The sequence below is a fragment of the Embleya sp. NPDC008237 genome, assembly GCF_042956465.1.
Taxonomy (GTDB): domain Bacteria; phylum Actinomycetota; class Actinomycetes; order Streptomycetales; family Streptomycetaceae; genus Embleya.
On the sequence record NZ_JBIBGL010000021.1, the window covers coordinates 57621 to 81138 of the forward strand.

The window sequence follows — 23518 nt, forward strand, 5'->3', positions numbered from 1 at the left end:
CCGCGGGTGTTCCCGACGTACCGGCTCGGCGCCGGATCGTTCCCGTTCCCCACCCTCGCGCATCGGCCGGCTGCCACGCAAGGCAATCTCTGTGCCGTCGCATCGGTCCGAACAAATGCCGCGCTCTTCGTCGTCTTCGTCCACTTGCCGTTACCCGTGCGAGGGCTACGTTCCATCGGATCGGAGCAACACGGGCACCGCCCGAATGCTGCCGCGTCTGCTGAAATGCCGAACGCGGGGGCCGGTGTTCGTCATCCACCGCCGGCCGGGACCCGGGACGGGCGTCGGGCCTGGCGACGTGTGCCCGGACACCTGGCCGGCCCGACTGTCGTACGGCCGGGCGCGCGGCGCTGGATGGGTACTCCGCGGTGCGCGGGCCCGGGACGGACAGGGGTCTGCGCGAGTACCGCCATTCGAGCCTGACACCGCTGGGCCAGGCGGGCGTGTCGCTCATGATGCTGATGGCCGAGTTCAGGCACGAGCAGCCGGAGAACGTCCGCTGCTCCTTCAAGCCGTCCCCGCAGGCCGTCGCCGAACTTGCGGGCCTGCTCGCCCCTGGGCGACAGCCGCATCGGGGCAAAGGTTGCGGGTCCAAGACGCTCGGCCGGGGAACTCCGGCCGAGCGTCTGTGTCTGAACCGCACGTCAGTGAGCACGTGTTGCGACGATCACCGGAATCCGAGCAACGCGGAAGAACCTGCCCGTCTCCGAGTTGTCGAGGAGCGCGACCCCGCAGCCATGAGTGTGCGTCAGGCCCGGTTGTCGGTGCGGCCGTTCCTGCCGGCCATCCAACGGAAACTCGTGGCGAACTGTATGGCAAAGCCGACTGCCCCGATGCAGAAGCCGATGTTCATCCACCGCACCGCCACCCGATCGGACGCGTCCACGATGAGGGGGATCGTGCCGACCAACATCGCGACGAAGGCGAGAACGAGTGCGACACCGGCCCACCGTGAATTGAACGAGTGCCGCTGTGAACGTGGTACCCAGCCACGGAACAGCGCGACGATCATCGGAATCGCCACCGTGCTCGCGATTCCTGTCAATACGGCCCAGATAATCTGATCTTTGTCCATGCGCACTCCGTCGTAGACCGGTGGGCCTTCATCATGGTCTGCCCGGGGTAGCCGTGACAGTTCGACCCAGGATGCGGAGAGGCCGTGCCCAGCGCCCGCTTTCGACATCGCAGTCGCGCCGACGTGCCTGGACGGGGCTGCCACCGGTGATTCGGCGTTCGGCTCGCGCAGCGCCGCACCGACGCCCTGTTGCGCCCGCCGGCAGTTGACCGACCGGTCGATGGGCACCGTCCGCGAGGTGTCCCGTATCCCGAAGCTTCATCCCCCGTCGAAAGGCCGGGATGGCGTTGCGTCCGATTCTTCAGAGAGTGGCCGTCCGTGGGTTACGGGCCGTGTCGTGCGGATGGATACCGGTCCATTCCGCGAGTGGGGCGCAGTGCCAGCGCCAGTGCGTTTGGTGGGGGTGCCCTGGGAGGTCCGTGCGGCCGTTGGCCCACAGGAGCGTTTGCCAGGGGTCGGGGTGGGCGGGGGCCCAGGGGAAGAGGCGTTCGACGGTGGCACGGGCGAGGGCGGCGGGTGGGACGAACTCCGCGTCCAGGCCGCGGAGAGCATCGTGGGTGTGCACCAGGATCTCGTCGCAGGCCATGGCGGCGAAGCCGGAGGGGTCGGCGAGGCCGTGGGGATGGAAGCCTCGGGCGTCGTCGGTGGCGTTGTCGATCACGCCGGCCAGTACGGTGGCGAAGGCGCCCAGGGTGCGTGCAAGGTCGGTGGGCGGTGTGTCGGGGCGGACCTTGAGGTCCATCGTGCTCAGTTCCCGGGGTCCGCCGGCGAGGTCGGTGGCGTACCACAGAAGCGTGTCGCAGGTGTGCGCGATGGTCTGGGCGACCGTCCAGGTCATGTGTGGGACGGACTGGTTCCAGTCCCGATGCGCGTGTGTTTCGAGGGCCGTCCGGCCCGATTCGGCCGCGGCCGAGAGCATCTTCGCATCCATGGCGTGATTATCTCGGCGCGATGCGCAGCCGGTGTGTCGTAGAGGTGGGTCGGGCGGGTCTCGACCGTTGACGTCAGCCAGGAATGCGCACGGGTCCGACGTCCAGGGCCGGTCGGGGCGTCGCCGTGGCGGACGTATTTCGCCGGGGTCGTCTTCACGGTTTCGAAGAGGCGGGCCATGCCTGTGCTTGCCGTGACGGATTCGGGGTGGCCGGGCGGTCGTTCCAGCGCATCGCGGCGTTCGGCCAAGGCGTGCAATTCCGTGGCCTGTTCGAACTCCAGGCCGCTTGAACCGGCAACGCCCTGTCGCCCCCCGCCAAACCGAGGCCCCCTCCCAGGATCGGCGTCGTTGACGCCGGTGTACCCGCTGCCTAGCTTCGACTGGCAGGGCGGCACCCTTGCTCGACCCCTCCAACACCCCCATCTTTCAGTGGAGTTCGGCATGTCATCAGACTTCGAGGCGTCTCCGCCTCCCATCTTCGGTCATTGCTCGCGGGTCTTCGCGGGTCATCGCGGGTCATCGCGGCAAGCCCTTGCGTCTGGGGTGGCTCCGCAAGGTTCACGTGTCGTGGTCGATGCTCAGCGCGTCGGCCGAGGCGATAGCCCCCGGTGGTGCGATCGCGGCCGTCTTCGACGAGGTCTGGGGCCTGCACCTGGTGCGCAACGGACAGGAGGACTCCGACACGCCCAAGCTCGGTCCCTCGCGCTACGGGGGCAAGAACCTGCCCGGCAGCGATCGGGTACCGGATGGCTGCTCGCCGCGATTCTGGAGCGGCCCCACCGTGCTGGTGTGTGCGAACGCCCGGGCCGTCGTCCGGGTCACCTTCGCGGCCGAGCACGGATCGGTCACCCGGGTCGAGAGCCTGCTCCCGGAGAACGACCGCGACAACAGCGAGGCCGTCCTGGCCGCCGACGGCCGCACCGCCTACTTCGTCTCCCGCGCCGGATCCGGGCCCCCGCCCCTGTACCGACTCGCCCTGGACACCCAGAACGCGGTCCCGGCCAAGGTCGTCGACCTGATCGGCCCGGCCAACGCACACGGCGCGCAACTGCACCTGCTCGCCGCTCAGTAGCAACACCGGCAACACCCGGAGCCGGCGCGCGGCGGGATCGCGGGTTCTTCGGCCGGATTGTGGGCATCAGGGCGCCCGGGGGGTCGATGTCCGCCGATCCTCGTCCCGGGTCGGTCCGTATCGGATACGTTCCGGCCGAGCGGTCCGGATGTCGAGGACCCGCACGAGAGGGGATGGCGTCGGTCGACGCACGTACGTACGGACTGTGGGGTGCGCCGGCGTGTCGTGAGGATCTGCCCGACGCGGCTCTGTCGTGCGTGGTGCGCGCACTGACCGTGCCCTGCGTCGGCCCTGAACACACCGATCGGTGGCGGCAGGACACGTCGCCGGCGGCCATGTCGGCATTGCTGGGGCGGGTGCGGGAGCCGGGCGAGCGCGCGGAGTTGATCCGGGCCGCCGGACGCGAGCAGGTCGTGTCGCACCTGCGGAAGGGTCTGCTCGGCGCAGAGGACCTCCCGGCGGTCACCGCCGCCCACGGGGTGTGGCCCGACCTGATTCTGGCGTTGGCCGATCGCGACGAGCACGTGCGGGCCGCCACCGATCTCGTCGCCGTTCTCGACGACCACGACCTGGCCGCCGTCGTCACGTTCTGGGACACGCGCCATCGCCGCGATGCGTCCGGCGACCCGGCAGGCCGTCGGATCGGCGCTGTCGGACCAGCGCCTCGAGGTACGCGTTGGCGGCGCAGTAGGGACTCTGTCGCAGGTTGCCGACCGAAGCGGTCAGCGAGGAGCAGACGAGGAAGAAGTCGAGGTCCCGGTCTCGGGTGAGCTCGGACAGCACGTTGGCACCGCGCACCTTCGGGTGCAGGACCGCCTCGATCCGCTCTGCCGTCAGCTCTGCCAGGGGCGCGTCGTCCAGCACCATGGCGGCGTGCAACACGCCGCGCACCGGGTGCCCGGCCGTATCGGCCTGGGCCAGGACCCGTTCCATTGCCGCTCGGTCGCCGACGTCGGCGGCGGCTATCGGCGACGCGGTCAACCTCGGCTGGAAGCTCGCCGCCGTGCTGACCGGCTGGGCCCCCGCCGCCCTCCTGGACAGCTACGAGGCGGAGCGCAGGCCGATCGCCGCCCAGACGATCGAGGAGGCGGCCCGGAACATGGCGACCCTGGCTCCCGAACTCGCCGACCCGCGCCTGGCCGGTACCGACGCCGAGTTCGCCGCCGTCCGCCCGGCCGTGGCCCGTGCCGTCCAGGAGACCAAGGCCGGCGAGTTCCACAGCCTCGACCTCGTCCTGGGCTACACCTACCGCGGCACGCCTCTCGTCACCGGTCGGGCCGGCGAACGCCTCGCCCATCACTGGCTCGCCCTCGGCGACTCCTTGTACGACCACCTCGGCCGCGACTTCACCCTGGTGGGCGACCTGGACCGCCCCGAAACCGAGGAGTTCGCGAAGGCCGCCGACACCGAGGGCATCCCGCTGCACCTGCTCCACCACCCGCCCACCACGCTCGCCCTGGTGCGCCCCGACCAGCATCTCGCCTGGACCGCGACCCACGACGAGCCGGTGAACCCCGCGAGATCCTGCGCCGCGCCATCGGCCATCCCTGACAACCGGTGACAGCGGTCAGTGGATACCGGCTCCGGCGCGAGTTCGGTGAAACCCGAGATGTGGATCTTCAACGATCGAGCAGGACGCGCTTGCGGAGGAGACCGGGCCTTGCCCGTCCGAACCCGTCTCTCTTGATCCCTTTCACCCTGCCGACGTGACCCTCGACGGTTGCGAAACTCCACGGAAAGGTCAGGCCGGCCATGACCGCGTCCCAGTCCTTGCGCCGTCCGTTCGCGAAGCCGCGTGGTTCGAGCCGATCACAGCGCCGGACTGCGGTTGTCCAGGGTTCGAGTTCGTCCGGACCGCGCCGGTGGACGAGCATCGTGGCAAATGCCCGCACCCGGCGTGCGAGATCGTCCAATCGACGCTTCGGGCACGTAGTTCCTTCAGCATGACCTGGTTCTCCGGAGTGCGGGCGTCGGGTCGGGTCGTCAGCACGGCCACCACTTCGCGAATCCGACGGCACCGACGCACGACCGGGGCCGGAACCGTCGTTGAACCCGCGTGACCTCTCCCCCACCACCTCGCCGCCGCCGCGGCCACCTGCGACCTGTGCGGCCACCGAGCCTCGGTCGACAGGCCGGTGGCGGCGTTCCGGCCCTGCGTCGGGGCACACCGAAGAGTGCGGCGCGGCGATCCCCCGGGTCGGCCGCACCCGCGGCCGACCCGGACCGGTCGCGGCAGGCGGATCCCGGCGAGCACGGCGTCGAACGCCGGCGCGTCCCCGGCCTGCGGGGCTGTGACGCACCCCCGCCTCGCGTCCAAGCTCCTTTCGTTCCGCACCGGTACGCGGGGCCGGGTCCGCGCGTCCTCCCCCGGCTCCTGCGCTACTCGGCTTCGACGCCTTCCAGGATCCGCGCCAGTCTCGCGGTGTCGGCGAGGTAGCGCTCGTAGGGGAAGTCCGCCCTGAGCAGGCCCTCGCGCAACTCGTCGTACAGCGGCTTCCCGCTGTCGTGGAACACCTTCCGGCCCGCGTCGGTCGTCTCGACCAAGCGCCGCCGCGCGTGCTCCGGATCGACGCGCACCCGCACGAGTCCCGCAGCCTCCAGCGGGCGCAGCGCGCGGCTGATCGCCGGGTCGGACACCGACATCGCCTGTGCCAGGCGGTGCTGGGTCGCGGGCTCGATCTCCTCCAGCGTGCCCAGCAGGCGCATCTGGCTGTAACTCGGGCCGGCCGTGTCGTCGGTGCGTTTGCGGGTGGCGTCGCCCAAGAGGTACACCACGCGGTGCAGCAGGTCTGCGAGTCCGTCGTCCATGAGACGAATCTAGCAGAAATCTTGCGCGGTTAATATTAACGATGCAAGACTCGAATCATGGACGCTATGACCTACACCATGAAGTCCGCGTTTCCCCTGTTCTGGGTGCTGTTGGCGGTAGTCGGTGCGCTGCTCCGCACCCGCCGGAGCCCTTCGCGGCGAGCCGCGCTGGAGACCTGGCAACGCTGGTGGGCCGTCGCCGCGCTCGGGTGCGGCAGCCTGTGGATGACGGTGGCCTTCCTCGTCGGACCCGGCACGATGGCCGACACCATCGGTTTCACGCGCAGCCCGTTCCAGTTCGAGATCGCCTTCGCGAACCTGGGCCTGGCCGTTATGGGCTTGCGGGCGGCCTCGCGCTCGGCAACGCCCCGCGAGCGCGTCACCATCGGCCTCGGCGCCGGCATGTTCCTGTGGGGCGCGGCCGTCGGCCACGTCCACCAGTGGTTCGCCCAGGGTGACCACGAGCCGGGCAACACCGGCGGCGTGTTGATCGCCGACATCCTGCTCCCCGCGGTCATGATCTTCCTCGCGTGGCGCGAGCAGCGACTCCCGGTTGCCGGGCCGGCCGAGGAGCAGACCGACGGCGCCGCCGGGCATGGCACGTCGCCGGCGCGGCTCGCCGAGCGCACGTGACCGCGGCGGCGCCCGCGAAGCAGGTCGGGCGCAGGCCCGCAATCGGCTGCGGTTCGCCCACCGTCGTCTCGCTCGGGCGTACCGGGCTCCCGTCGGGTCGGGCGAACGCCGAGTGCGGCACAGGCCCCGGTTCTCCATCGGCCGCCCTCACCGGGAACGAAGCACGAGCACGAGGCAGCCGACCACGCCGTCGCGGCCGAAGCAGGACGGCGTCGGGTGTCGAGGCTCAACAATGCGATCAACCGGGTGAGTTCGGCGTCGAAGAGCTTGTCCGGCGAATGTGTCTGCGCGCGCAGGTGGCCGTAGACCTCCGGCGCGACCAAGCCGTGGAGGTGTCCCCAGATCCGCAGCGCCAGGGCCGGCCCGGCCGGCGGTAGGGCGGGGAACGCCGGGCGGACCTTGTCGAGCAGGCCGCGGTCGAAGTCGTCCCAGTCGAAGTCGCCGTCGCCGCAGGCTCGTTCGGCGCCGTCCCAGGCCGTATTCGCCGGCGCGGCGATGCCGAGGCAGACCCGCCGGGCCGCGTCCGGCGCGGCGTCGCCGTCGGGGGCTCGACAGCCGGGGACGGGGTCGCCGTAGACGAGTCGGAAGCCCTCGGGGTCGGCCGGCGTCCAGATGCGGAAGGCGTGCGCCCAAGCCCGTATCCGCTCTGCGGGGGCGTCGCGCGCGGAGGCGGCCCGGGCGGCGTCGACGGCGTCGGCGAGCGCGGTGTAGGACTTCGCGGACACCGTGGAGCGCTCGATCGCGGACCCGACCGCCTACGCGGCTGCTGCCCGAGCCCTGCTCAAGGCCCTGGAGAGCCACACCCGTGCCGACTGATCGTCATCGGTGGCGCCGGCAGCCTGGAGATCGAGCCGGGTATCGTCCGCGCCGACCACGAGGAGCTCATCCACGCGTCGCTCGACGAACTCGGTCTGCCTCGCCGGTACGCCGCCGCGATACGCGGCCACCGGGAGGCGCCGAATGTCCTGCGCACCTCGAACCGCTCTGGACCTGCTTCAGCCCGGCCGAGCAGATCGGCCCCGGTGAGCGCGCCGGCCGCTTCCGCATCGGCGGTGACCAGCCCGTGCCGGACGCCGACGGCCCAAGCCGGATCTCGGCGGAGGACGCCGCAGTCGCCTTGGTGGACGAGGCGGAGATACCTCGCTTCGTCCAGCGCCGGTTCACTGCCGGGTACCGAGTCGACTCCCGACGCAGCGTCCGTCCGGCGGCGCCCGAGGCCCGGATTCCGAACGTCCCTCGGCCCCGTGATCCGACATGACCGGCTCCTCCGTGCCGACCGCCTTGTGGGCGTGGAGGAGCGGTGTCGGGTCGTTCGAGACGTGGCCGGTCATGGGTGGCTCGGGCGCCGTCTTCGGTGGGTCGGACGGGAAGGATTTCCGGGCCCGGGCGGCTGCGGTACGCGGTGGCCGGGAGCCACCGGGTGAGGATGTCGCGCCACAGTCGTACTGCGTGCGTACTGCGTGGCGCCGTCCGCATCGCGCCCCCGGCAACCGTGGCAGCCCCGCTCACTCCATCGTGCTCCACGCGATCGCAGCACACGCGGAGCGCCCCGCGGCGGGCACGGGGCCGACGGGCGCGATCCGGTTGCTCTGCCCGGTCGGGTCCACGACCGGGTGGCGTTGCCGGGTTGCGGCGGGCGTGAACCGTTCCGTATCCCACCCCTGCCCCGCGCAGGGGACAACACGGCGCTCCGATCGCAGGGGTGGTAGCTTCGCGGCGAGGTGGTCGAGGCGGTGAATGGGGGAAGTGGCATGCCTGGATCGGCCGTCTACTTTTTCGGGCTCGGTGGCTTGGCGCTGCTGCTGAGCGTGGTCGATCTCCCCTGGTTGTACCGGAAGTTCGCGGGTGCGGGTGACGGCTCGCAGGCCGCGCCGCGCTGGGGGGAGTCGTTCGGGAAGGGCCAGGTCGGTGGGATCCTGACCGCGCTGTGCGGTTTCGGGTTGGGCGTACTGATGGTGAACCTGCACGATCGGTCGACGTGGGACCGGGACTCCGTCCGGTCGGCAGCGGACCGGTTCGCGACGCAGTTGTCGAGTGGGACGGTGCTGGAGGGGTTCGCCGGGTCCATCGACTACACCACACTCGTGGGGACCACGCTCGATTCGCCGAACGGTTCGCGGTCGGCCTTGCGGATCGAAGGCGTGTCGGGGACGACGGCGGGCGCGCGGTTCACGATCGCGACAGACAGCGGGCGCTATCCGGTATGCCTGACCGTGGAGAACGCAGGGCGCGATCCGGCGGATGTCCCGATGCCGATACCCAACGCGCCGGAAGATCGGATTTCCCACCACGACCTCATACACGCATGGGTCGACAACGGGGCGTGCCGGGCGACCTGACCGCCGCCGCCCCGCTCCCCCGGCTCGGGCAATCCGGGTGCCGGACCGCGCCACGGTGGCGGTTCGGGGCCGGGTGCGAGGATGTCGGGCTCGGTCACCGGCGGTCCGGGGGCGCGATTCCATGGACAGGATGTTCGAGGCGGGGCCAGGTCGTGGGTGATCTCGTGTTCGTGGTCGACGGTGGGGTGGTGGGTGTGTCAACGGCTCGGACGGGGGCGGCGGACACGATCGCAAGACGTGCCAGGATTCGGCTGGAACGGGACCACCTGCGGCCGTGGGCACACCACGTCTCGGTTCCCTGGGTGCTTCGGCCGCGTCGAGGGTGTGGTTTCCCGAACCCCGATACGAGGGGGCTGCGCCCTCGGCCGGGGGCCGGTCGGGCGGCCACGCTGGAGACATGAGAACCACAGCGATGCCGGGCCTCGCGTATGCCGGGATGCGGGCCCGTCCCATGACGTTCGCCGGGGTCGCCACCGCCGTCTTCCTCACCATCGCATCCGTGACGCTGTTCGGGACGCTCGTCGCGACCCCGGCACCCCCGGCCCCCGACGGCCGGGCCGGACTCGCGCTCCTCGGCGGCGCGTTCGGCGAAATCGCCGTCGTCGCGGCGGTGTTCGTGGTCGCCACCACCCTCGGCTACGCCGCCCGCCAGCAGCAGCGCGAACTCGTCCTGCTGCGCGCCGCGGGCGCGACCCCACGCCAGGTGCGGCGGCTCGTCCGGCTCCAGATCGCCGCGGTCGTGGCCGTGGTCGGTCCGCCGGCCTGGGCAACGGGAGCGTACGGCGGGCGGTGGTTCGTCGACGCTCTGGCCGCGCACGGGTTGGCCGCGCACGGAATCGACGTCCCCGCCGCACCGGTCCCGATGGCGATGGCGTCCGCCGTGGCGGTACTGGTGGGCGCCGTGGTGGTGCCGATCGCCACACGCGGTGCCACATCCGGGCGGCCGGTGGCGCCGGCGCCCGCCCGCAGCCTGATCCGGCTCGCCGCGGGTGTCGTCGTACTCGCAACGGGCGGTTGGTTCTGCATGTTCCTGCGCGGCCGATCGCCCGACGAGGCCGGCCAGGGCGCGCTGCTCGCAGCCCTGATCCTGCTGCTCGCTGTGGCGCTGCTCGGGCCGTTCCTGGTCCACGCCGCGGCCGCGGTGCCGCTGCGCCCGTACGCGCCGCGAGTCGGCAAACTCGTGGCGGCCAATCTGCGTGGGCACGCCCGGCGGGTGTCGGCCGCGGTGGTCCCGGTGGCTCTCCTGACGGGTCTTGCCTGCACGTTCCAATTCGTCTCGGACACAATCGATCACACGTCGCGTCTCGACGCCGGGGCTGCGCTCGCCGGCGTCGCCTCGCCCGGCGACGTGTGGCTGCGGCAGGCCGAACTCGTCCTGCTCGCCTGCTTCGGCGCCGTCGCCACGGTGAACTCGTCGGCGGCGCTGACCCTGGAACGCCGCCGGGAGTTCGCACTCCTGCGGCTGATCGGCGCCCCGCGCGCCCTGGTGGCACGCATGTTGGCGGTGGAGACGGCGCTCACGGCCGCCGTGGGCATCGCCGCCGGAACCGCCGTCGCGTGGGCCGCGGCGGCCGCGTTCGGCGCCACCCTGCCGGGCGCGCCGCTTCCGACGATCGACATGGGCGGGACGCGATCGCCGCGGACGCGCACATCCCGATCGCGCTCCTGGACGACCCGGACCCCGAGATCCGCGAGGCGGCCGCGTACGTCCCGGCGGCGTCGACAAGCCGGGCGGGCGAGATCTCCACCGCGCTGCACGACCGCTTCCTGGCCGAGACCGCGGGCGTGTCCGCACGAGCCTGATCCTGGCGATCGCGCAACCGGCCCGGGAACACCGGCACGAGGACGCTGCCGCCTTCACCCACGCCCTGTGGTCCGACCCCGCCCGCCGCGCCGAGGATCGTGTGGGCGCGGCCCTGGGGTGGCTGTGCCTGGTCGACGATCCCGTGCCCGACGCGCTGCGCGCGGTTCTCGACGAGTGCGTCACGGTCGAACTCGGCCGCGCGATGGGCTCGGTGCCGTGGATGCGGCAGGTCGACCACGACGGCGACGGACTGGACCGCACCCTGGCGCGGATGTTCGACCCCGACTCGTGCCGACGCCCGGCGAGCGCCGACGACCCTTGGGCAGAGGCCGGGGGATGCGCCGACGACCCGCCCCTTTGACGGCTCTGCGACGAAGCCCTCCTTGAGGTGCCCCGCCCTGTGGATCCGCAGGCTTGGTGCGGTCCTCGACGTCCGGTGCCGCTCGTCTCGGGTCCACCCGCGAAGCGATCGGATTGCGCATCGCCTTCCGCACCGCAGCCGTGCCCCGGGCCGCCCCCGCAACACCCCATCCGACAGCACGCATTGCGCAACGTGCGATCCACTCGTGCAGCGCGATGTCCGGGAGCGGACTTCGACCAAGAGACCGAAGGTGGCTGTGCCGGGCCCGATGCAACTCCCGCCCATGCCCGTGAAGTCCGGCGGCGCGTTCGGATCGTGACCGGTCCACCTCGCCCGGGGGTGCCGTCCGGTCGCGGTTCGTCACCGTCCGGAACCACGGTCCGGCTCCGACGCCCCCGCGCCGTTACCGCTGGCCGACCTCGATTCCCCGTACGGGCGCATCGCCGCGCACTGGCGCGTCGAAGGCGGCCGCTTCCACCTCACCCGGTCGTGCCCCCGGGTACGACGGCGACGATCACGCTCCCCGACGGCACCGGCGTCGACGCGACGCCAGGCTCACACAGCCACAGCTGCGTCCTGCCCTGACCCAGCCCTCGACGCCACCCGAACAAAGGAGTTGACCGCGATGCCGAGCAAAGCCTTCGAACTCGTCGAGAACATCATCAAGGCCGGCCAGGGCGGGGCACCACAAGACCTCGCCACCGAACGCCGCCAAGCCGCCGAACATGCCGCGATGTACCAGCCTGTACCCGGAGTCCGTGACGAGCCGATCGAGGCACCCCGCGCGGGCTCCTGCCTGATGACGCCCGACGACGCCCGTGACGACCTGGTCGTCCTCTACGTCCATGGCGGCGGGTTCCGATCGGGTACCGCGGCAGTTGCCCGGCACATCGCCGCACAACTTGCCCTGCACACCAAGGCGCGCGTACTCCTCCCCGAGTACCGGCTCGCACTCGAATACCCCTACCCCGCCGGACTTGACGACTGCGTGGCGGCATTCGAGCACGCGGCTCGCACCGCGGATCGTCGTCGCCGGGGAGTCCGCAGGCGCCAATCTCGCAATGGCCGTGCTCCTGGCCCGTGCCGGGCACGACGATCACCGAGCCCTCGCGGGAGTCCTGTTCTCCGGGGTCTTCGACCTGCGTGCCGAGCGCTACACGAGCGGGAGTTGGGTGGGCCGCGCCGACGCCGATCTCGTACTCGGCGGCGCGGACGATGCCATGAGCACGGACTATCTGGGCGGCCACCCCGCCGTGACCCCTTGGTGTCGCCGCTCCTGGCCGATCTCGGAGCCGTGCCGCCGCTGTTCATCCAGGCCTCCAGCGCCGAACGTCTGCTGGACGACTCGCTGGAACTCGCGGCCCGCGCCGCGCGGGCCGGAGTACACACGGAGATGGAAGTGTGGCCCGGCATGACTCACGCCTGGCAGCTCATCGCAGGCTTCCTACCCGAGGCCACCGAAGCGGCCGCCCGCGCGGCCGCGTTCGTCAACCGCATTGCCGATGGCCGGATGGTCGATGGCGCGGCGCTACTGGGTGGGCCCGCGACTCTGGAGGAGGCATTGTGACCGCGCCCGCTGTGGAACCGCCGCGTTTCGAGCACCGCCGCGAACCTCTCGGCATCGGCGAGGCCCGTCCCCGCCTGTCCTGGACAACCGTCACCGGGACGCCCGACTGGCGGCAGGCTGTCTACGAAGTCGAGCTGCTGAGCGCCGAGGGGGGACCGCCCGGCGCCATCGGGTCGAAGACGACGAATCCGTGCTGGTGCCCTGGCCGTTCGTGACGTTGGGCTCGCATGACCAGGTAGGTGTGCGCGTACGGGTACTTGGCTCAGACGGGCAATAATCCGACTGGAGCACCCCCACGTGGGCGGAGACCGGCCTGCTGGGCCCTGGCGACTGGTCCGCCTCATTCATCGGCCCTGACTGGGACGGGGACGCGGAGCCGGCGCGGCAGAGGTGTCAGTTCCTCGGGCCGAGGGTTTGCAGTAGGGGAGGAAAGGAGGGCGTGCGGATCACCTGGCTCGGAAAGATGAGGCCCGGGTCACCGGAGTAGCTTCCGGGCGTGCGGAATCCCCGTGGGCCGCCGGCTCCCTCCCCCGGCCGCACGAAGGTGGGAACCGGTCCGATCGGCTCATCGCGGCCCTGATTCGGGTCGTACAGGGCGACGTAGAACCCGACCACCACGGCCCCCACGACGAGCGCCCCCAGCGTCAGGGCACCGAAGATGGCCTGGGCCTTGAGCTCTGCCCGCGTTCGTTGGGGGAAGAACACCCGTTGCCACCGCGGAACGACAACGATCCCGACCTCTTCGACCTCGCTCGTGCCGAGCGACGCCTCGCCGCCGTGCCGCCGCGGTGGGGGGCCGGCATCGACGTCGACGCCGACCGAGGCCAGGAGTTCGCGAAGGCGGTTGGCCGCGTCCGGGTCGCGCGGCGCCGCCCACACCAGGTGCAGGTACGGCGGCATCGACCCGTACGCCTGCGCCAGGTGGGGCTGCGTCCACGACGGCACCCAGTGGACCTGGCCCGCGTCGACGAGCGCCTCGTTGACCAGAGCCGCCAGGTGGGTGGTGAGCTCGTCGTGGTGCGGCGACGGCGCCGCCGGGACGAGCGTGGCGTTCGTCGCCACCTCGGCCGCCAGTGTGGCGGCCAAGCCGGCGCCCCGGCCGGCGCGGAGCAGGTCCAGGACCGCGCCCACGCCGGGGTTCGCCAGGCTCGACTGTTGCGCGGCGGCGGCGCGTAGGCGATCGGCGGTGTCGACGGCGAGCAGCTCCGTGACCCGACGCCGCCACTCGTCGTTGGGCAACTGCTGTGCCGCGTCCGGGGGCAGGCCGATCTCGGCTTTGTCCCGAAGGTCGCGGGCGGCGACATGCCAGTCGCCCAACAAGGTCACGGCCGGCTGTCCGGCCCCGAAGGAACCGCCGGACGCACCGCCCAGTGCCGCGATCCTGCGGGCGAGGGACGGGTGGGTGTCCCAAGGGGTGCGTGTGGGCTCGGGTGGGTCCATCTTCAACTGATCGACGGTGGCGCGGAAGGCGACGTCGTCGAGCATGGCGGCGAACAGGTCGAAGGGTCGTTCGGGCACGATGCCATGCTCGCGCCCCGGCTTCACGTATCCCGTGATCAGCCGGTCCCAGGAACAGGTCAAGGCCCCCAGGGCCCGCAGCGCGTCGGCGACGACGCCGCGGCCGTCGCCCGCGGTCGTTCCCGGGTCGGCGACCGATGCGTACGGCGCGGAAGGCACGACCACGCGCGCGGCGACCGCGTCCGCCTCGAACTCCTGTCGCCGGTGCGTCGCCAGCGTCAGAAGGTCGAAACACTTGGTGTAGCCGACGAAGAATTTGCGCAGCAGCCAGACGAAGGCGGCGGTGTACTGGGCGACCCGCGCGGCGATGTCCAACCGCTGGACGATCTCACGCAGCGACTCACGTGATCGACGGGTGATCGCGAGGAGCCGTGTATGCCGGCCGGCGTAGTGGCCCAGTTCGTGTGCGATCACCGCGCGCAGTTCGTCGTGGGTCAGGCCGAGCACCAGGGGTAGCCCGAGGTACAGGCGTCGGCGTCCGCCGACGAGGCCCAACAGCCATGCTTCCTCGGTGACGGCGGCGTTCACCTCGGTCACCAGGTGGATCTCGACCGGCGGCGATGTGCCGACCGCGTCGGCCAGTTGGCGGGTCGTCCGCCACAACAGCGGCGCCTGGTCGGGCGTGAGCTGCACGGAGGCCGTGTCCGTGAACGTCGGCCGGCTCACCGCGGCGAGTCCCCAGACGAGCGCCCCCACAGCCGGCACTGTGATCAGCGCGCCGACAGGGCTCGACGAATCCTCGGCGTCCCTCGTCTCGGACAGCAGGACCTCGAAAACAAGTACCGCGTCCAGCACGACCAGACCCAGAACCAGCACGTAGACGCCCACCAGAAGCACGACGGCCAGCAGCGCCCGCGCCGTGATCACCACGCCGTTCACCGCGGGGCCTCAGCGTCGGGAAAACGAAGCTCCGCAGCCACCCGGTTCGCGAGTCGACGGCATCCCTCGTCGTCGTTCTCGAACGAGCGGCGCAGCCATGCCTGGGTTCGGTACAACCAGGCCCGGAGCAGGTCGTACAGTACGTCCGCGTCGCCGTCGGCCGGTCGCGCCACCAGGTTCTCGCCGAGCCGGCGGTTCCCGCCGTCTGTTCCGGCCAGCAGCGGCTGCCGCAGGGCTCGGCGGGCCTTGTCCAATTGAGCGGCCACAGTGCGCGTACCGGTGCCCACTTCGCCGGCGATCGTCGGTACCGGCAGCCGTTGCAGGCAGTTCAATTCGATCGTGACGCGCTGCCGGCGCGACAGTACGGCCATGGCCGCGAGTGCCCGCAGGGCTTCGCTGGTCTGGCTCGCGGTCGCGTCGTGCGGCGGGACGAAGCGCAGGTCGGTCCTTGTCCGGAAGAGGGATCGCTTGGGGATCTGCCACCCGTTGCGGCCGAGCCGGCGATGGAGCCAGGCGTCGGGTCGGGCTTCGGTGGTGGGATCCATCTCTCGCGCCGCCGTCAGGTACGCGCGGCACAGCAGGTCTTCGGCTTGCCGCCGATCGACGCACATCATGACGGCCTTGGCCGCGGCGGTCGGATACGTCCTGCGCACGAAGTCGTCCATCCATGCTGTCTCGGGGGCCCACGGAGCGCGTTCGACCGGCCCGGTTCCCGCCGCCGGCCGCGCGCGGGCACGCGCGCGTTCGAGTTGCAGCGAGGCCACGGTGACGGCGTCGTCCGGCATGACATCGGGGGTGGGCGAACCGGGGGTGTCGGGACCGCTGCCGTGGAACGCGAGCAGCGGCGCGGTGGTGTCCGCCGCGGCCAGATACCGTGTCGCGACACCGCCTTCGACGCCGGCCGAACGCAGACCTTCCACCAGGATGCGCAGCCCTTCGGTGCACATGGGCGGGCCCATCGCGGCGGCCGCCGTGAATGCGGCGCGCACGGCTTCGGCCGAGCGGGCCTGGGCTCCGGTGCGCATCCGCTCCAGCAGGTGTCGCGCGGCGATGATCGCGCCGTCCGGGGTTCCCGCGAATCGTTCGAGGACTGCGGGCGGCCACGAGTGGGGTGTGCGCCGGGTGCGCAGCAATTGATAGCCCAGCGCGATCGCCTGCGTCCCGGTTCGGGGTTCGCCGATGTACTCGGCGATCGTCTCCGCCTGACGCGAGGCCCCCGTGGCGAGATAGCCCAGCAGGGCGTGCGCGGCCGGATCGGTGCCGAGGACGGCGCTGACCAGGCGCGGCGGATCGGGCCACGAGGGTCGCACCGTCACCGAGGGCTGCGGTCCCGGTGGCAGGCGCAGCAGTTCCCACGGCGTGTGGGGGCTGCCCACCTGGATCAGGGCCGGGCCCGGCACCGGCCCGTCGAGAACCAGCCGGATTCCTTCAGGCGCCTCGTCGATCGCCGGCTCGGCGAACGGCGCCGGCCGCCATCCGTGCGTACCGCGAATCCACAGGCGCAGCCAGACGGCGGCATACCGCGGGTCCTCCAGGCTGCCGAAGCGCATGGTGTGTTGGGGTACCAGGAGGGCGGTCCGGGCCAGCCACGGATGCGGTGCCAGGTCGGCGAGGGAAAGGACGTACTCGCGCCACCCGGCGGCTCCGGGGGCCACCCGCGCGAACTCTCCGCCGATCCGGCAGCCCGAGGGCAGCAGGGCGTGTACGGCGTAGGCGCCGGGCTCGAGTTCGATCCGGCACGGGTGCCCCACGACGAGGAGTGCGTGGGCAACCGTGCGATGGCCGAGGTCGACGACGTCGACGCAGATCGGTGTGCCGGTCGTTCCGTGGTCGGGCGGTTCGAGGGTGACGATCAGTCCGGTGGTCACGGCGGCCCCTGGAAGCCGGCTCGGGAGTGGGGCGGGTAGACGCTGTGCGGTCGCGAGAGGTCGGCGGCGGCCGACTTGGCGCGCAGTGTGTAGATGCCCGCCCGGACCGACATCCGCCACTCGTCGGCCGCCGATCGGCCCGCGTCCTCGGGCACGTGCCGTACCGCGCCGCAGTCCACGGGTGGAAGATCTCCCGGGTGCAGGGGCGTGCAGGTCAAGGAGGCGGGTGCGGCGCGTTCGGCGGGACGGAAGCTGACGGTCAGCCGGGCCGAGGGGGCCCGGTCGAGGACGTACATCACGGCGTCGCCGAGGTTGTTCGCCTCCACGCCGCGATGGAGGGAGGCGACGTTCATCTCCTCCATCAGCAGCAGGTCGATGGATCGGCGGATGCCCGCCATGCTGACCACCCATCGCCCGGTCTCGTCCGTGGTGGCCGCCTGCCCGTCCAGTGCGCGGATCACCGCCCGGGTGAGGTAGGAGACCTCCTCACGCCGACCCCCGGCCTCACCGAAGGCGGGCAGCCGCAGCGTCAGTTCGTTTTCGCACACGCCCGACGCGAACAGGCGGGGACGAGCAAGCGGCTGAACGCCGCTGGGTCTCAGGTCGAAGCAGTCGGTACGGCAGGCGTCGATGACGAAGCATTGGGTGCGGGGGCCGGTCTGTTGCAGCGCGAGTCGCGTCTCGTCGAAGTCGATGGCCTGGGCGAATGGCGTCTCACCGTGTCGGTTGAAGTCGCCGGCCAAGAGCAATTGGGTGTCGCTTTGCAGGCCGTGACCGCAGAAGTAGAGGACGGCGGCGTTGTCCGGGTCGGCCGCACAGCGCGCCGACCATGCTTCGAAGGCGTCCCTGATGTTGTCGATGGTCGCTTCTCGCGGAGCGGGGTCGGGCGGGTCGGACCCTCGATCGCCCGCGGCCCACGACAGCAGCAGCTCCACGCTGCCGAGCGGTAGGTTCCCGACGCTTGGACCGCCGTCGATCAGGCGCCGGGCGAAGGCCAGTGCCGAGCGCGGGGGCGAGGTGAGTTGGCTCATCCCGTCGAACGCGAGGCAGTAACGCGGGTCGGCCTTCTCTCCGCCGGGCAGATACGGATATCCGCCGACCCCGATGACCAGCGCGTGCACGGCCGGCCCGGCCGAACGCGAGTCGTGGAGCAGGGCGCTCATCGCCCCGGCCCCACCCTGGGCGCGGCCGTCGACGGCTCGTCGCCCGCGTCCGAGGGCCCGGCTTGCCCGGTCGTCGGCGCGCCGGCCACCCGCGCCGCGAGCAGACGATGGAAGCTGGGCCTGAGGAAGTAGGCCGAGTGCGCGCCGAGCAGGCCCGCTCCGGTGGAGTAGCGGTAGTCCTCGGCGTTGTCGAAGATGTCCCCGACCACGAACGCCATGACGTCGTCCGGATCGAAAACGTTGATCCATCGCCCCACATTGGGCAATGCCGGGACACGATCCACGCTCGGGTCGCCCGGGGCGATGACGGCCGGGAACAGGTCGAGTTCGGCGAAGACCCCCACCTGGGAGCCGACCGTCACCAGGGTGTCGCACGCCAACTCGGACCGCAGGCAGGACAGGAGGTCGTAGACGATGTTCCCGCCCATGCTGTGCGCGACGATCACCAGCCGCGGATCCGCGACGGTACGGGCCCGATCGCCCTCCTCGATCGCCTCGGCGACAACCCGCGCGATCGCACCGTCGCGGCCGTGCTGTTCGCGCTGACGCAGATAGCTCAGGACATCGCCGAGGAACCGGGAGACCGCGCGGTGTGTCCGTGAGCGGCCGACCGACACCAGTCCCGTGGTGGCGGCGCGGGGCGCGGCGGCGGCGATGCGGGCGAGCCCCTCCTGGAGCCGACCCACCGCGGCCCGCCGGCGGTTCCCGCCGAAAGTCTCCGTCGTCGCGTCCGCGCCGTGGGTTCGCTCCCGCGACCGCGAGAGCAACCGGTCCAGGAACACGCGGTCGTCGGCGACCTCGGTCAACCACATCGGGTCGGGTAGGTGGTCGGCGTAGGACACGGCTGCGGCGGCGAGTTCGGCCAATTCCCCCGCCTCCGCCGCTTGGGCCCGCTCCGCGCTCACCGCCCACAGCAGGTCGATCGCGTCGGCGAGGGACGTCCGCGCGATCGCGCTGACCGGCGCATTCGCCGCCGTCTCGGGATGGGCCGCGAGGGCGAACCCCAAAGCGGGCCAATCTTCGGGCGTCACCACGCCGAACCTCTCCTCACCACCGTCGGGCAGCGACGCGTGCTCCCAGGCGAACGTACTCGCGACGTCTCCCCAGTAGGCGTCGACCACGGTCAGGGCGGCCGCGGATACGCCCAGCGCGGGCGCGAGAAACGAACTCAACAGGGCGGACCGCTGCGCCGCCGACCGGTCATACGCCGGCGAGCGCCGAGTAGCCACCCCATGCACGAACACGACGGGCACGCTGTCCCCTCCCCCTGGGCCCCGGACCGTAGGCCGGATTGACGCGCGAACTCCCCGCCCACCGACCGCCGACCACGCCCGCTGCCCCGCCTCGTCACGCCCGACGCGCTCGGTTGTCGGGTACCGTACGAAAAGCTATCTGCTGCCGGCCCGTCCCGAAGGTCTTTCGCCCGACCCGCTCCCCCACCACCGCGGCGCCACCCGGCATCCCTGCCGGCCGGGAGCCTCCGGCGCGGCCCGCCTTGCCCGGCTCGTTCCCGCCGCTGCGGCCCGAAACGCGCACGTCGACGCCGGTAGGCGCGACGTCGAGTCGCCACACCGACCGCAGGTGCCGACACACAGTCGAAAACGTCGCGCGCATCGTCGATTTCCTGTCCGTCGCCTCCTCGCGCATCCGACGCCGAGCCGGGGTGGCGTCGACGCGATTTCAGCGCCCGGAGGTTGGGTAGGAGAGCCCCGGGGAAACGGCGGGGGGCGTTCGCATGGGCTTCGGCAGGGTTGCCGGGAGCGCGGGGAAGCTGGGACCGCGTGATGCGGCTGCGCTGTGCGGGGCGGTGGCGCGGCTCGAGTCCATCGCCGCGAACGCCGAGGGCCGCGAGGACGGTTGGTTGTCGCTCATCGAGCCCGCCTCGTCGGAAGCGCTGGCCGAAGTGGACGAACTCGTTCCCGTGCCCTTCGACAACCTCGACGCCTCATACGCCGCCGGCCGCGTGCTGTGGCTGCGCCGGCGCATGCTGGGCGACCTCGTCGATCCCCGGGACCGCGATGCCCTCGAACTGCGCCTCGGCGCGGTCTGCCTGCGCTCCCCCGACCTCCTCGACCCGGAGACCGCCGCGTACTTCGCCGAGAACGCGCCCGCCTGTTGCGTGGCCCGGGCCCTGACGGAGGGCGCCGGGACCCGGGCGCACGCCGCGGAGCGCATGATCGACGCGGCCGTCGAGACGGCCCGGACCCTCGACGGCGCGGACCGGTGGCCCTGTCACAGTCACGCCACCCACCTCGCTCTCCTGGCCCAGTGCCATGTTGTGCGCTTCGACTGGTTCGGTCGGCACGAGGACCTGGCGGAGCTGATCCGTCTGGGCCGCGAGGCGAACCGGCTCGTCACCGGCGACGATCCCTTTCACGGCCACGTCCGTGTCGTGTACGCACACTCCCTGTTCTACGGCCTGCGCGTCGGCGGATCCGGCCGTGACCTCAACGAGGCAATCGAGATCTGGGACGAGGTCACGACCGGCGCAAGCGAGCACGACACGAACCTCGGCCCCTATCAGTTGAACGATGCTCGGGTGCTGCGCCTGCGCGCCGAGTGGACAGGATCCCGGAGCGACCTGGAGGCGGCGATCCGCCGCTACCGGGAGGCCGTCACGACCATGACGACCCGCAACCACCCGGATCTGGGAGCCGCCGTCTCCGGGCTGGGGAACACCCTGCGTGTGCGGTACGAACTCCTCGGCCACCGCACAGACTTGGATCTGTCGATCGAGATCGCCGAGCGGGCGGTGCAACTGCCCTTCCTGAGCCGTGCGACGAGCGGCCTGAGCTTCGCCCATCTGGCGCTCGCCCGGTACAGCCGACACACGCGCACGGGAGACGTCGACGACATCAACGGTGCCGTCGCCGCCTCCGAGGCGGCCTTGGACCTCTTCGACCGGCGCAGCCCCGAGCGAGGTGGTCTCCTCGCCACCCACAGCCGGTATCTCCAGGTCAGGGCCGGGGCGACCGGCCGACCCGAGCACGAGGACGCCGCTGTCGCCGCCGCCGCCACGGCGCTGCGCGTCCTCGAAGCGATCGGGCTCGACGAGAGCGTCGTCGGTTCCTGGGTCGTCGCCCATCTTGCCCACTGCGACACGCTTCTTGCGCGGGCCCGCCGCACCGGGTCGACCGATGTGGCCCGAGATGCCTTGGCGGCCGCTCGGGAGGCCGTCGAGCGCTGCGAACCCACGTCCACGGCGTACGCCGACGCTCTCACCGCGCTCGGCAACGCCCACGCGCACCTCGCGGAGGCAGCGGACCGCTCCGGAACGAACGGCGCGCGCGAGCGTGTCCTCGCGGACGAGGCCTACCGTCGGGCCGCCGCGCACGACAGGGCGAGCCCCACCATGGCGGCTCAGGCGGCGGCGGCCCTCGGATTGAACGCCGCGCGTGGCGGCGACTGGGACACGGCCGCCGACGCCTACACGGAAGCCGTCGAACGCCTGCTCAGGATCGCCCCGGCGGCACTGCGCCGCGCCGATCGCGAGTACCGGCTGACCGCGCTGCGCGGTATCGCGTCCAACGCCCTGGCCTGCTGCCTGGCCGCCGGCCGTGTCGCAGACGGGGTGCGACTTTTCGAGCGCGGGCGCGGCGTCATCCTGCGACAGGCACTCGACGCCCACGCCGACCTCGCCGAACTCGACTCCCTCGCCCCCGAACTGGCCGTCCGATTCCGTGCCCTCCAACACGCGCTGGCCGAGTCCGAGTCCGTCGCAGTCGGGACGATCCGCACTCGCAGCGAGGGCACCCTCCCGAAGGGGCCCGCCCTCGGCGAACTGCCCGACACCAGCGGGCTCCCGAGCGACCCGGTCGAACGCCGGCAGTGGATCGAGACCGAAATCGACGTCGTGGTGCGGCGGATCCGGACCGACGCCGCAATGCCCGGCTTCCTCGCACCGCCCGATCTCGACGCCCTGAGCGCGGCGGCGGGCGCCACCGGCACGATCGTCGTCGTCAACGTTTCGGAGTTCCGTTCCGACGCCGTCCTCCTGCGCGCCGGCCGCGCCCCCGAGGCCCTTCCACTGCCCGGGCTCACCCCCGCGTTCGCCGCCGGGCAGACCGCCTCCCTCATGGACGCTCTCGACGTCGTGGTCGCCCCCGGCGTCGACAAGGCTGCCCGGGAAGCCGCCGAGGACACCATCGGCGAAGTCCTGGGCGACCTTTGGGACATCGTCACGGGCCCCGTCCTGGAGCATCTCGGCCACCGCACCGTCGCCGACGGCGCGATCACCGACCGGCCCCGCGTGTGGTGGTGCCCCGCCGGCCCGCTCACCGCCCTGCCCCTGCACGCCGCCGGGCATCACGAGACGCGCTCCGACGCGACCCCGCTCACCGTTCCCGACCGGGTCGTCTCCTCCTATACACCCACCCTCGACGCCCTGTTGCGTGGCGCCGGCCCGCCCGAGTCCGCCGCCGGCCCCGTGCGGACCCTCGTCGTCGCCACCGCCACCGACCACGGCGCCCCCGCCGACGCCGAGGCGCCGAACACCCTGCACGAGGCCAACGTCGTGACCGGTCTCGCCCCCGGCCCCGTCGACCGGCTCGTCGGGCCCCACGCCACCCACGACCGGGTCCGCGCCGCGCTGCTCACCGCCCGCCGAGCCCACTTCGCCTGCCACGCGGACACCGACCCGATGGACCCGGCGGCGGGACGGCTGCGGCTCGCGGACCACACGGAGCGCCCGTTCGACGTGACGGCGGTCTGCGCCCTGCACCTGGCCGACGCCGAGTTCGCCTTCCTCGCCGCCTGCTCCACCGCCGCCCCCGGCTTCCGCAACCCCGACGAGGCCGTCCACCTGACCTCCGCGTTTCGCCTCGCCGGCTTCCGTCAGGTCGTCGGCACCCTGTGGCGACTACGCGGCAAACCCACGCTGCCGGTCGTGGAGGCGGTGTACGAGACCGTCGCCGCCGAGGGCTTGGGCGCCGCCGCCGGAGCCCTGCACGAGGCGGTACTGGGCCTGCGCGACAACCTGCCCGGAAAACCGTCGATCTGGGCAACCCACCTGCACGTCGGCGGCGCCGAGCCGACCGCCGACCGAGAGGAGTCTTCTTGAGCGTGGACGTGGACGGCGTGTACGCGGCCGCCCGGAAGGTGCATCCGTACACGGCAGACCTGATGGGGCCGCACGCGGCGCAGTTCGAGGCGGACCTGGCGGCCGCGCTCGCGGACCCGCCCAGCGAGACCGGCGCCGAACACCTGAAGGCCCTGTTCGGGCGCCGCCGCGCAACGAGGACCTACTTGAGCAGCGTGCTCGCCGACGCCCCGCTGTACCGCCCGCCCGGCGAACAGGAGGACACGGGCGACGTGCGCGGCGGGCCGGTCGGGGATGCCGATCCCGTCGCGGCCGTATCGACGTGGAAGTGCTCGGCCTGCGGTCGCCTTTGGCACCGGCCCGACGCGGCCCTCCCGGTACCGCCCTGCCACGACTGCGGTCACGCCCCCCTGGATCGGGTCGTCGTCGGCAGCACCCCCTGAGCGAGCCGTCGTGCCGGGA

Annotated in this window: 16 protein-coding genes and 4 pseudogenes; 11 read left to right on the forward strand and 9 right to left on the reverse strand. The window is 71.9% G+C overall.

The window, feature by feature from the left end:
- Window positions 1–187: 187 nt before the first annotated feature.
- Window positions 188–560 (forward strand): annotated as a pseudogene (locus ACFZBU_RS40095) (site-specific integrase); the annotation flags it as partial.
- Window positions 561–748: 188 nt separating this feature from the next.
- On the opposite strand, the gene ACFZBU_RS40100 reads toward ACFZBU_RS40095, so the two are convergent.
- Both ACFZBU_RS40100 and ACFZBU_RS40105 read right to left on the reverse strand, forming a co-directional pair.
- Window positions 749–1075, reverse strand: coding sequence for a hypothetical protein (locus ACFZBU_RS40100; RefSeq protein WP_391588814.1), 327 nt, complete (start codon window positions 1073–1075; stop codon window positions 749–751).
- A 301-nt stretch (window positions 1076–1376) separates the two neighbouring features.
- Window positions 1377–2006, reverse strand: a complete 630-nt coding sequence (locus ACFZBU_RS40105) for a maleylpyruvate isomerase N-terminal domain-containing protein (RefSeq protein ID WP_391588715.1) — start codon at window positions 2004–2006, stop codon at window positions 1377–1379.
- Between the two features lie 562 nt (window positions 2007–2568).
- On the opposite strand from ACFZBU_RS40105, the gene ACFZBU_RS40110 reads away from it, so the two are divergent.
- Window positions 2569–3078: a hypothetical protein gene (locus ACFZBU_RS40110; RefSeq protein ID WP_391588716.1), complete on the forward strand. Its 510-nt coding sequence runs from the start codon at window positions 2569–2571 to the stop codon at window positions 3076–3078.
- A gap of 582 nt (window positions 3079–3660) precedes the next feature.
- On the opposite strand, the gene ACFZBU_RS40115 is transcribed toward ACFZBU_RS40110, so the two are convergent.
- On the reverse strand, window positions 3661–4059 hold the full coding sequence (locus ACFZBU_RS40115) for a ketoreductase domain-containing protein (RefSeq protein ID WP_391588717.1): 399 nt from the start codon (window positions 4057–4059) through the stop codon (window positions 3661–3663).
- Here ACFZBU_RS40115 and ACFZBU_RS40120 point away from each other — a divergent pair.
- Window positions 3944–4639, forward strand: coding sequence for an FAD-dependent monooxygenase (locus ACFZBU_RS40120; RefSeq protein WP_391588718.1), 696 nt, complete (start codon window positions 3944–3946; stop codon window positions 4637–4639). The genes ACFZBU_RS40115 and ACFZBU_RS40120 overlap by 116 nt on opposite strands.
- Window positions 4640–5457: 818 nt before the next feature.
- On the opposite strand, the gene ACFZBU_RS40125 is transcribed toward ACFZBU_RS40120, so the two are convergent.
- On the reverse strand, window positions 5458–5886 hold the full coding sequence (locus tag ACFZBU_RS40125; protein WP_391588719.1) for a MarR family winged helix-turn-helix transcriptional regulator: 429 nt from the start codon (window positions 5884–5886) through the stop codon (window positions 5458–5460).
- A 66-nt stretch (window positions 5887–5952) separates the two neighbouring features.
- Here ACFZBU_RS40125 and ACFZBU_RS40130 point away from each other — a divergent pair, with 66 nt between their 5' ends.
- Entirely contained in the window at window positions 5953–6519 is a 567-nt protein-coding gene (locus ACFZBU_RS40130; protein ID WP_391588720.1) for a DUF6790 family protein, read from the forward strand.
- A gap of 251 nt (window positions 6520–6770) precedes the next feature.
- Here the strand turns inward: ACFZBU_RS40130 and ACFZBU_RS40135 are convergent.
- A pseudogene (locus tag ACFZBU_RS40135) lies at window positions 6771–7244 on the reverse strand (TetR-like C-terminal domain-containing protein); the annotation flags it as partial.
- Window positions 7245–8240: 996 nt separating this feature from the next.
- Between ACFZBU_RS40135 and ACFZBU_RS40140 the strand changes: the two are divergent.
- The 5 genes and pseudogenes from ACFZBU_RS40140 to ACFZBU_RS40160 all read left to right on the forward strand — a co-directional run bounded on the left by ACFZBU_RS40140 (window position 8241) and on the right by ACFZBU_RS40160 (window position 12590).
- Complete coding sequence (locus ACFZBU_RS40140) at window positions 8241–8858, forward strand: hypothetical protein (RefSeq protein ID WP_391588721.1); 618 nt, start codon at window positions 8241–8243, stop codon at window positions 8856–8858.
- 451 nt (window positions 8859–9309) lie between these two features.
- Window positions 9310–10377: pseudogene (locus ACFZBU_RS40145) on the forward strand (FtsX-like permease family protein); the annotation flags it as partial.
- 38 nt (window positions 10378–10415) lie between these two features.
- Entirely contained in the window at window positions 10416–10661 is a 246-nt protein-coding gene (locus ACFZBU_RS40150) for a hypothetical protein (RefSeq protein WP_391588815.1), read from the forward strand.
- Window positions 10662–10762: 101 nt separating this feature from the next.
- Window positions 10763–11023, forward strand: coding sequence for a hypothetical protein (locus tag ACFZBU_RS40155; RefSeq protein ID WP_391588816.1), 261 nt, complete (start codon window positions 10763–10765; stop codon window positions 11021–11023).
- 799 nt (window positions 11024–11822) lie between these two features.
- Window positions 11823–12590, forward strand: a pseudogene (locus ACFZBU_RS40160) (alpha/beta hydrolase fold domain-containing protein).
- A 393-nt stretch (window positions 12591–12983) separates the two neighbouring features.
- Here ACFZBU_RS40160 and ACFZBU_RS40165 read toward each other — a convergent pair.
- From ACFZBU_RS40165 to ACFZBU_RS40180, 4 genes are read right to left on the reverse strand one after another with little or no spacing between them, the layout of a single operon-like run.
- On the reverse strand, window positions 12984–14978 hold the full coding sequence (locus tag ACFZBU_RS40165; RefSeq protein ID WP_391588722.1) for a M48 family metalloprotease: 1995 nt from the start codon (window positions 14976–14978) through the stop codon (window positions 12984–12986).
- A 5-nt stretch (window positions 14979–14983) separates the two neighbouring features.
- Entirely contained in the window at window positions 14984–16855 is a 1872-nt protein-coding gene (locus ACFZBU_RS40170; RefSeq protein ID WP_391588723.1) for an RNA polymerase sigma factor, read from the reverse strand.
- Window positions 16852–18018: a caspase family protein gene (locus ACFZBU_RS40175; protein ID WP_391588724.1), complete on the reverse strand. Its 1167-nt coding sequence runs from the start codon at window positions 18016–18018 to the stop codon at window positions 16852–16854. The genes ACFZBU_RS40170 and ACFZBU_RS40175 overlap by 4 nt, the downstream gene beginning before the upstream one ends.
- Complete coding sequence (locus ACFZBU_RS40180) at window positions 18015–19190, reverse strand: hypothetical protein (RefSeq protein ID WP_391588725.1); 1176 nt, start codon at window positions 19188–19190, stop codon at window positions 18015–18017. The genes ACFZBU_RS40175 and ACFZBU_RS40180 overlap by 4 nt, the downstream gene beginning before the upstream one ends.
- Before the next feature lie 635 nt (window positions 19191–19825).
- On the opposite strand from ACFZBU_RS40180, the gene ACFZBU_RS40185 reads away from it, so the two are divergent.
- Both ACFZBU_RS40185 and ACFZBU_RS40190 read left to right on the forward strand, forming a co-directional pair.
- A complete protein-coding gene (locus tag ACFZBU_RS40185; RefSeq protein ID WP_391588726.1) occupies window positions 19826–23077 on the forward strand; it encodes a CHAT domain-containing protein in 3252 nt (1083 codons plus the stop codon).
- Window positions 23074–23499 carry a hypothetical protein gene (locus tag ACFZBU_RS40190; RefSeq protein ID WP_391588727.1) on the forward strand — a complete coding sequence of 142 codons (426 nt, stop codon included), beginning with the start codon at window positions 23074–23076 and terminating at the stop codon, window positions 23497–23499. The genes ACFZBU_RS40185 and ACFZBU_RS40190 overlap by 4 nt, the downstream gene beginning before the upstream one ends.
- Window positions 23500–23518: the final 19 nt, after the last annotated feature.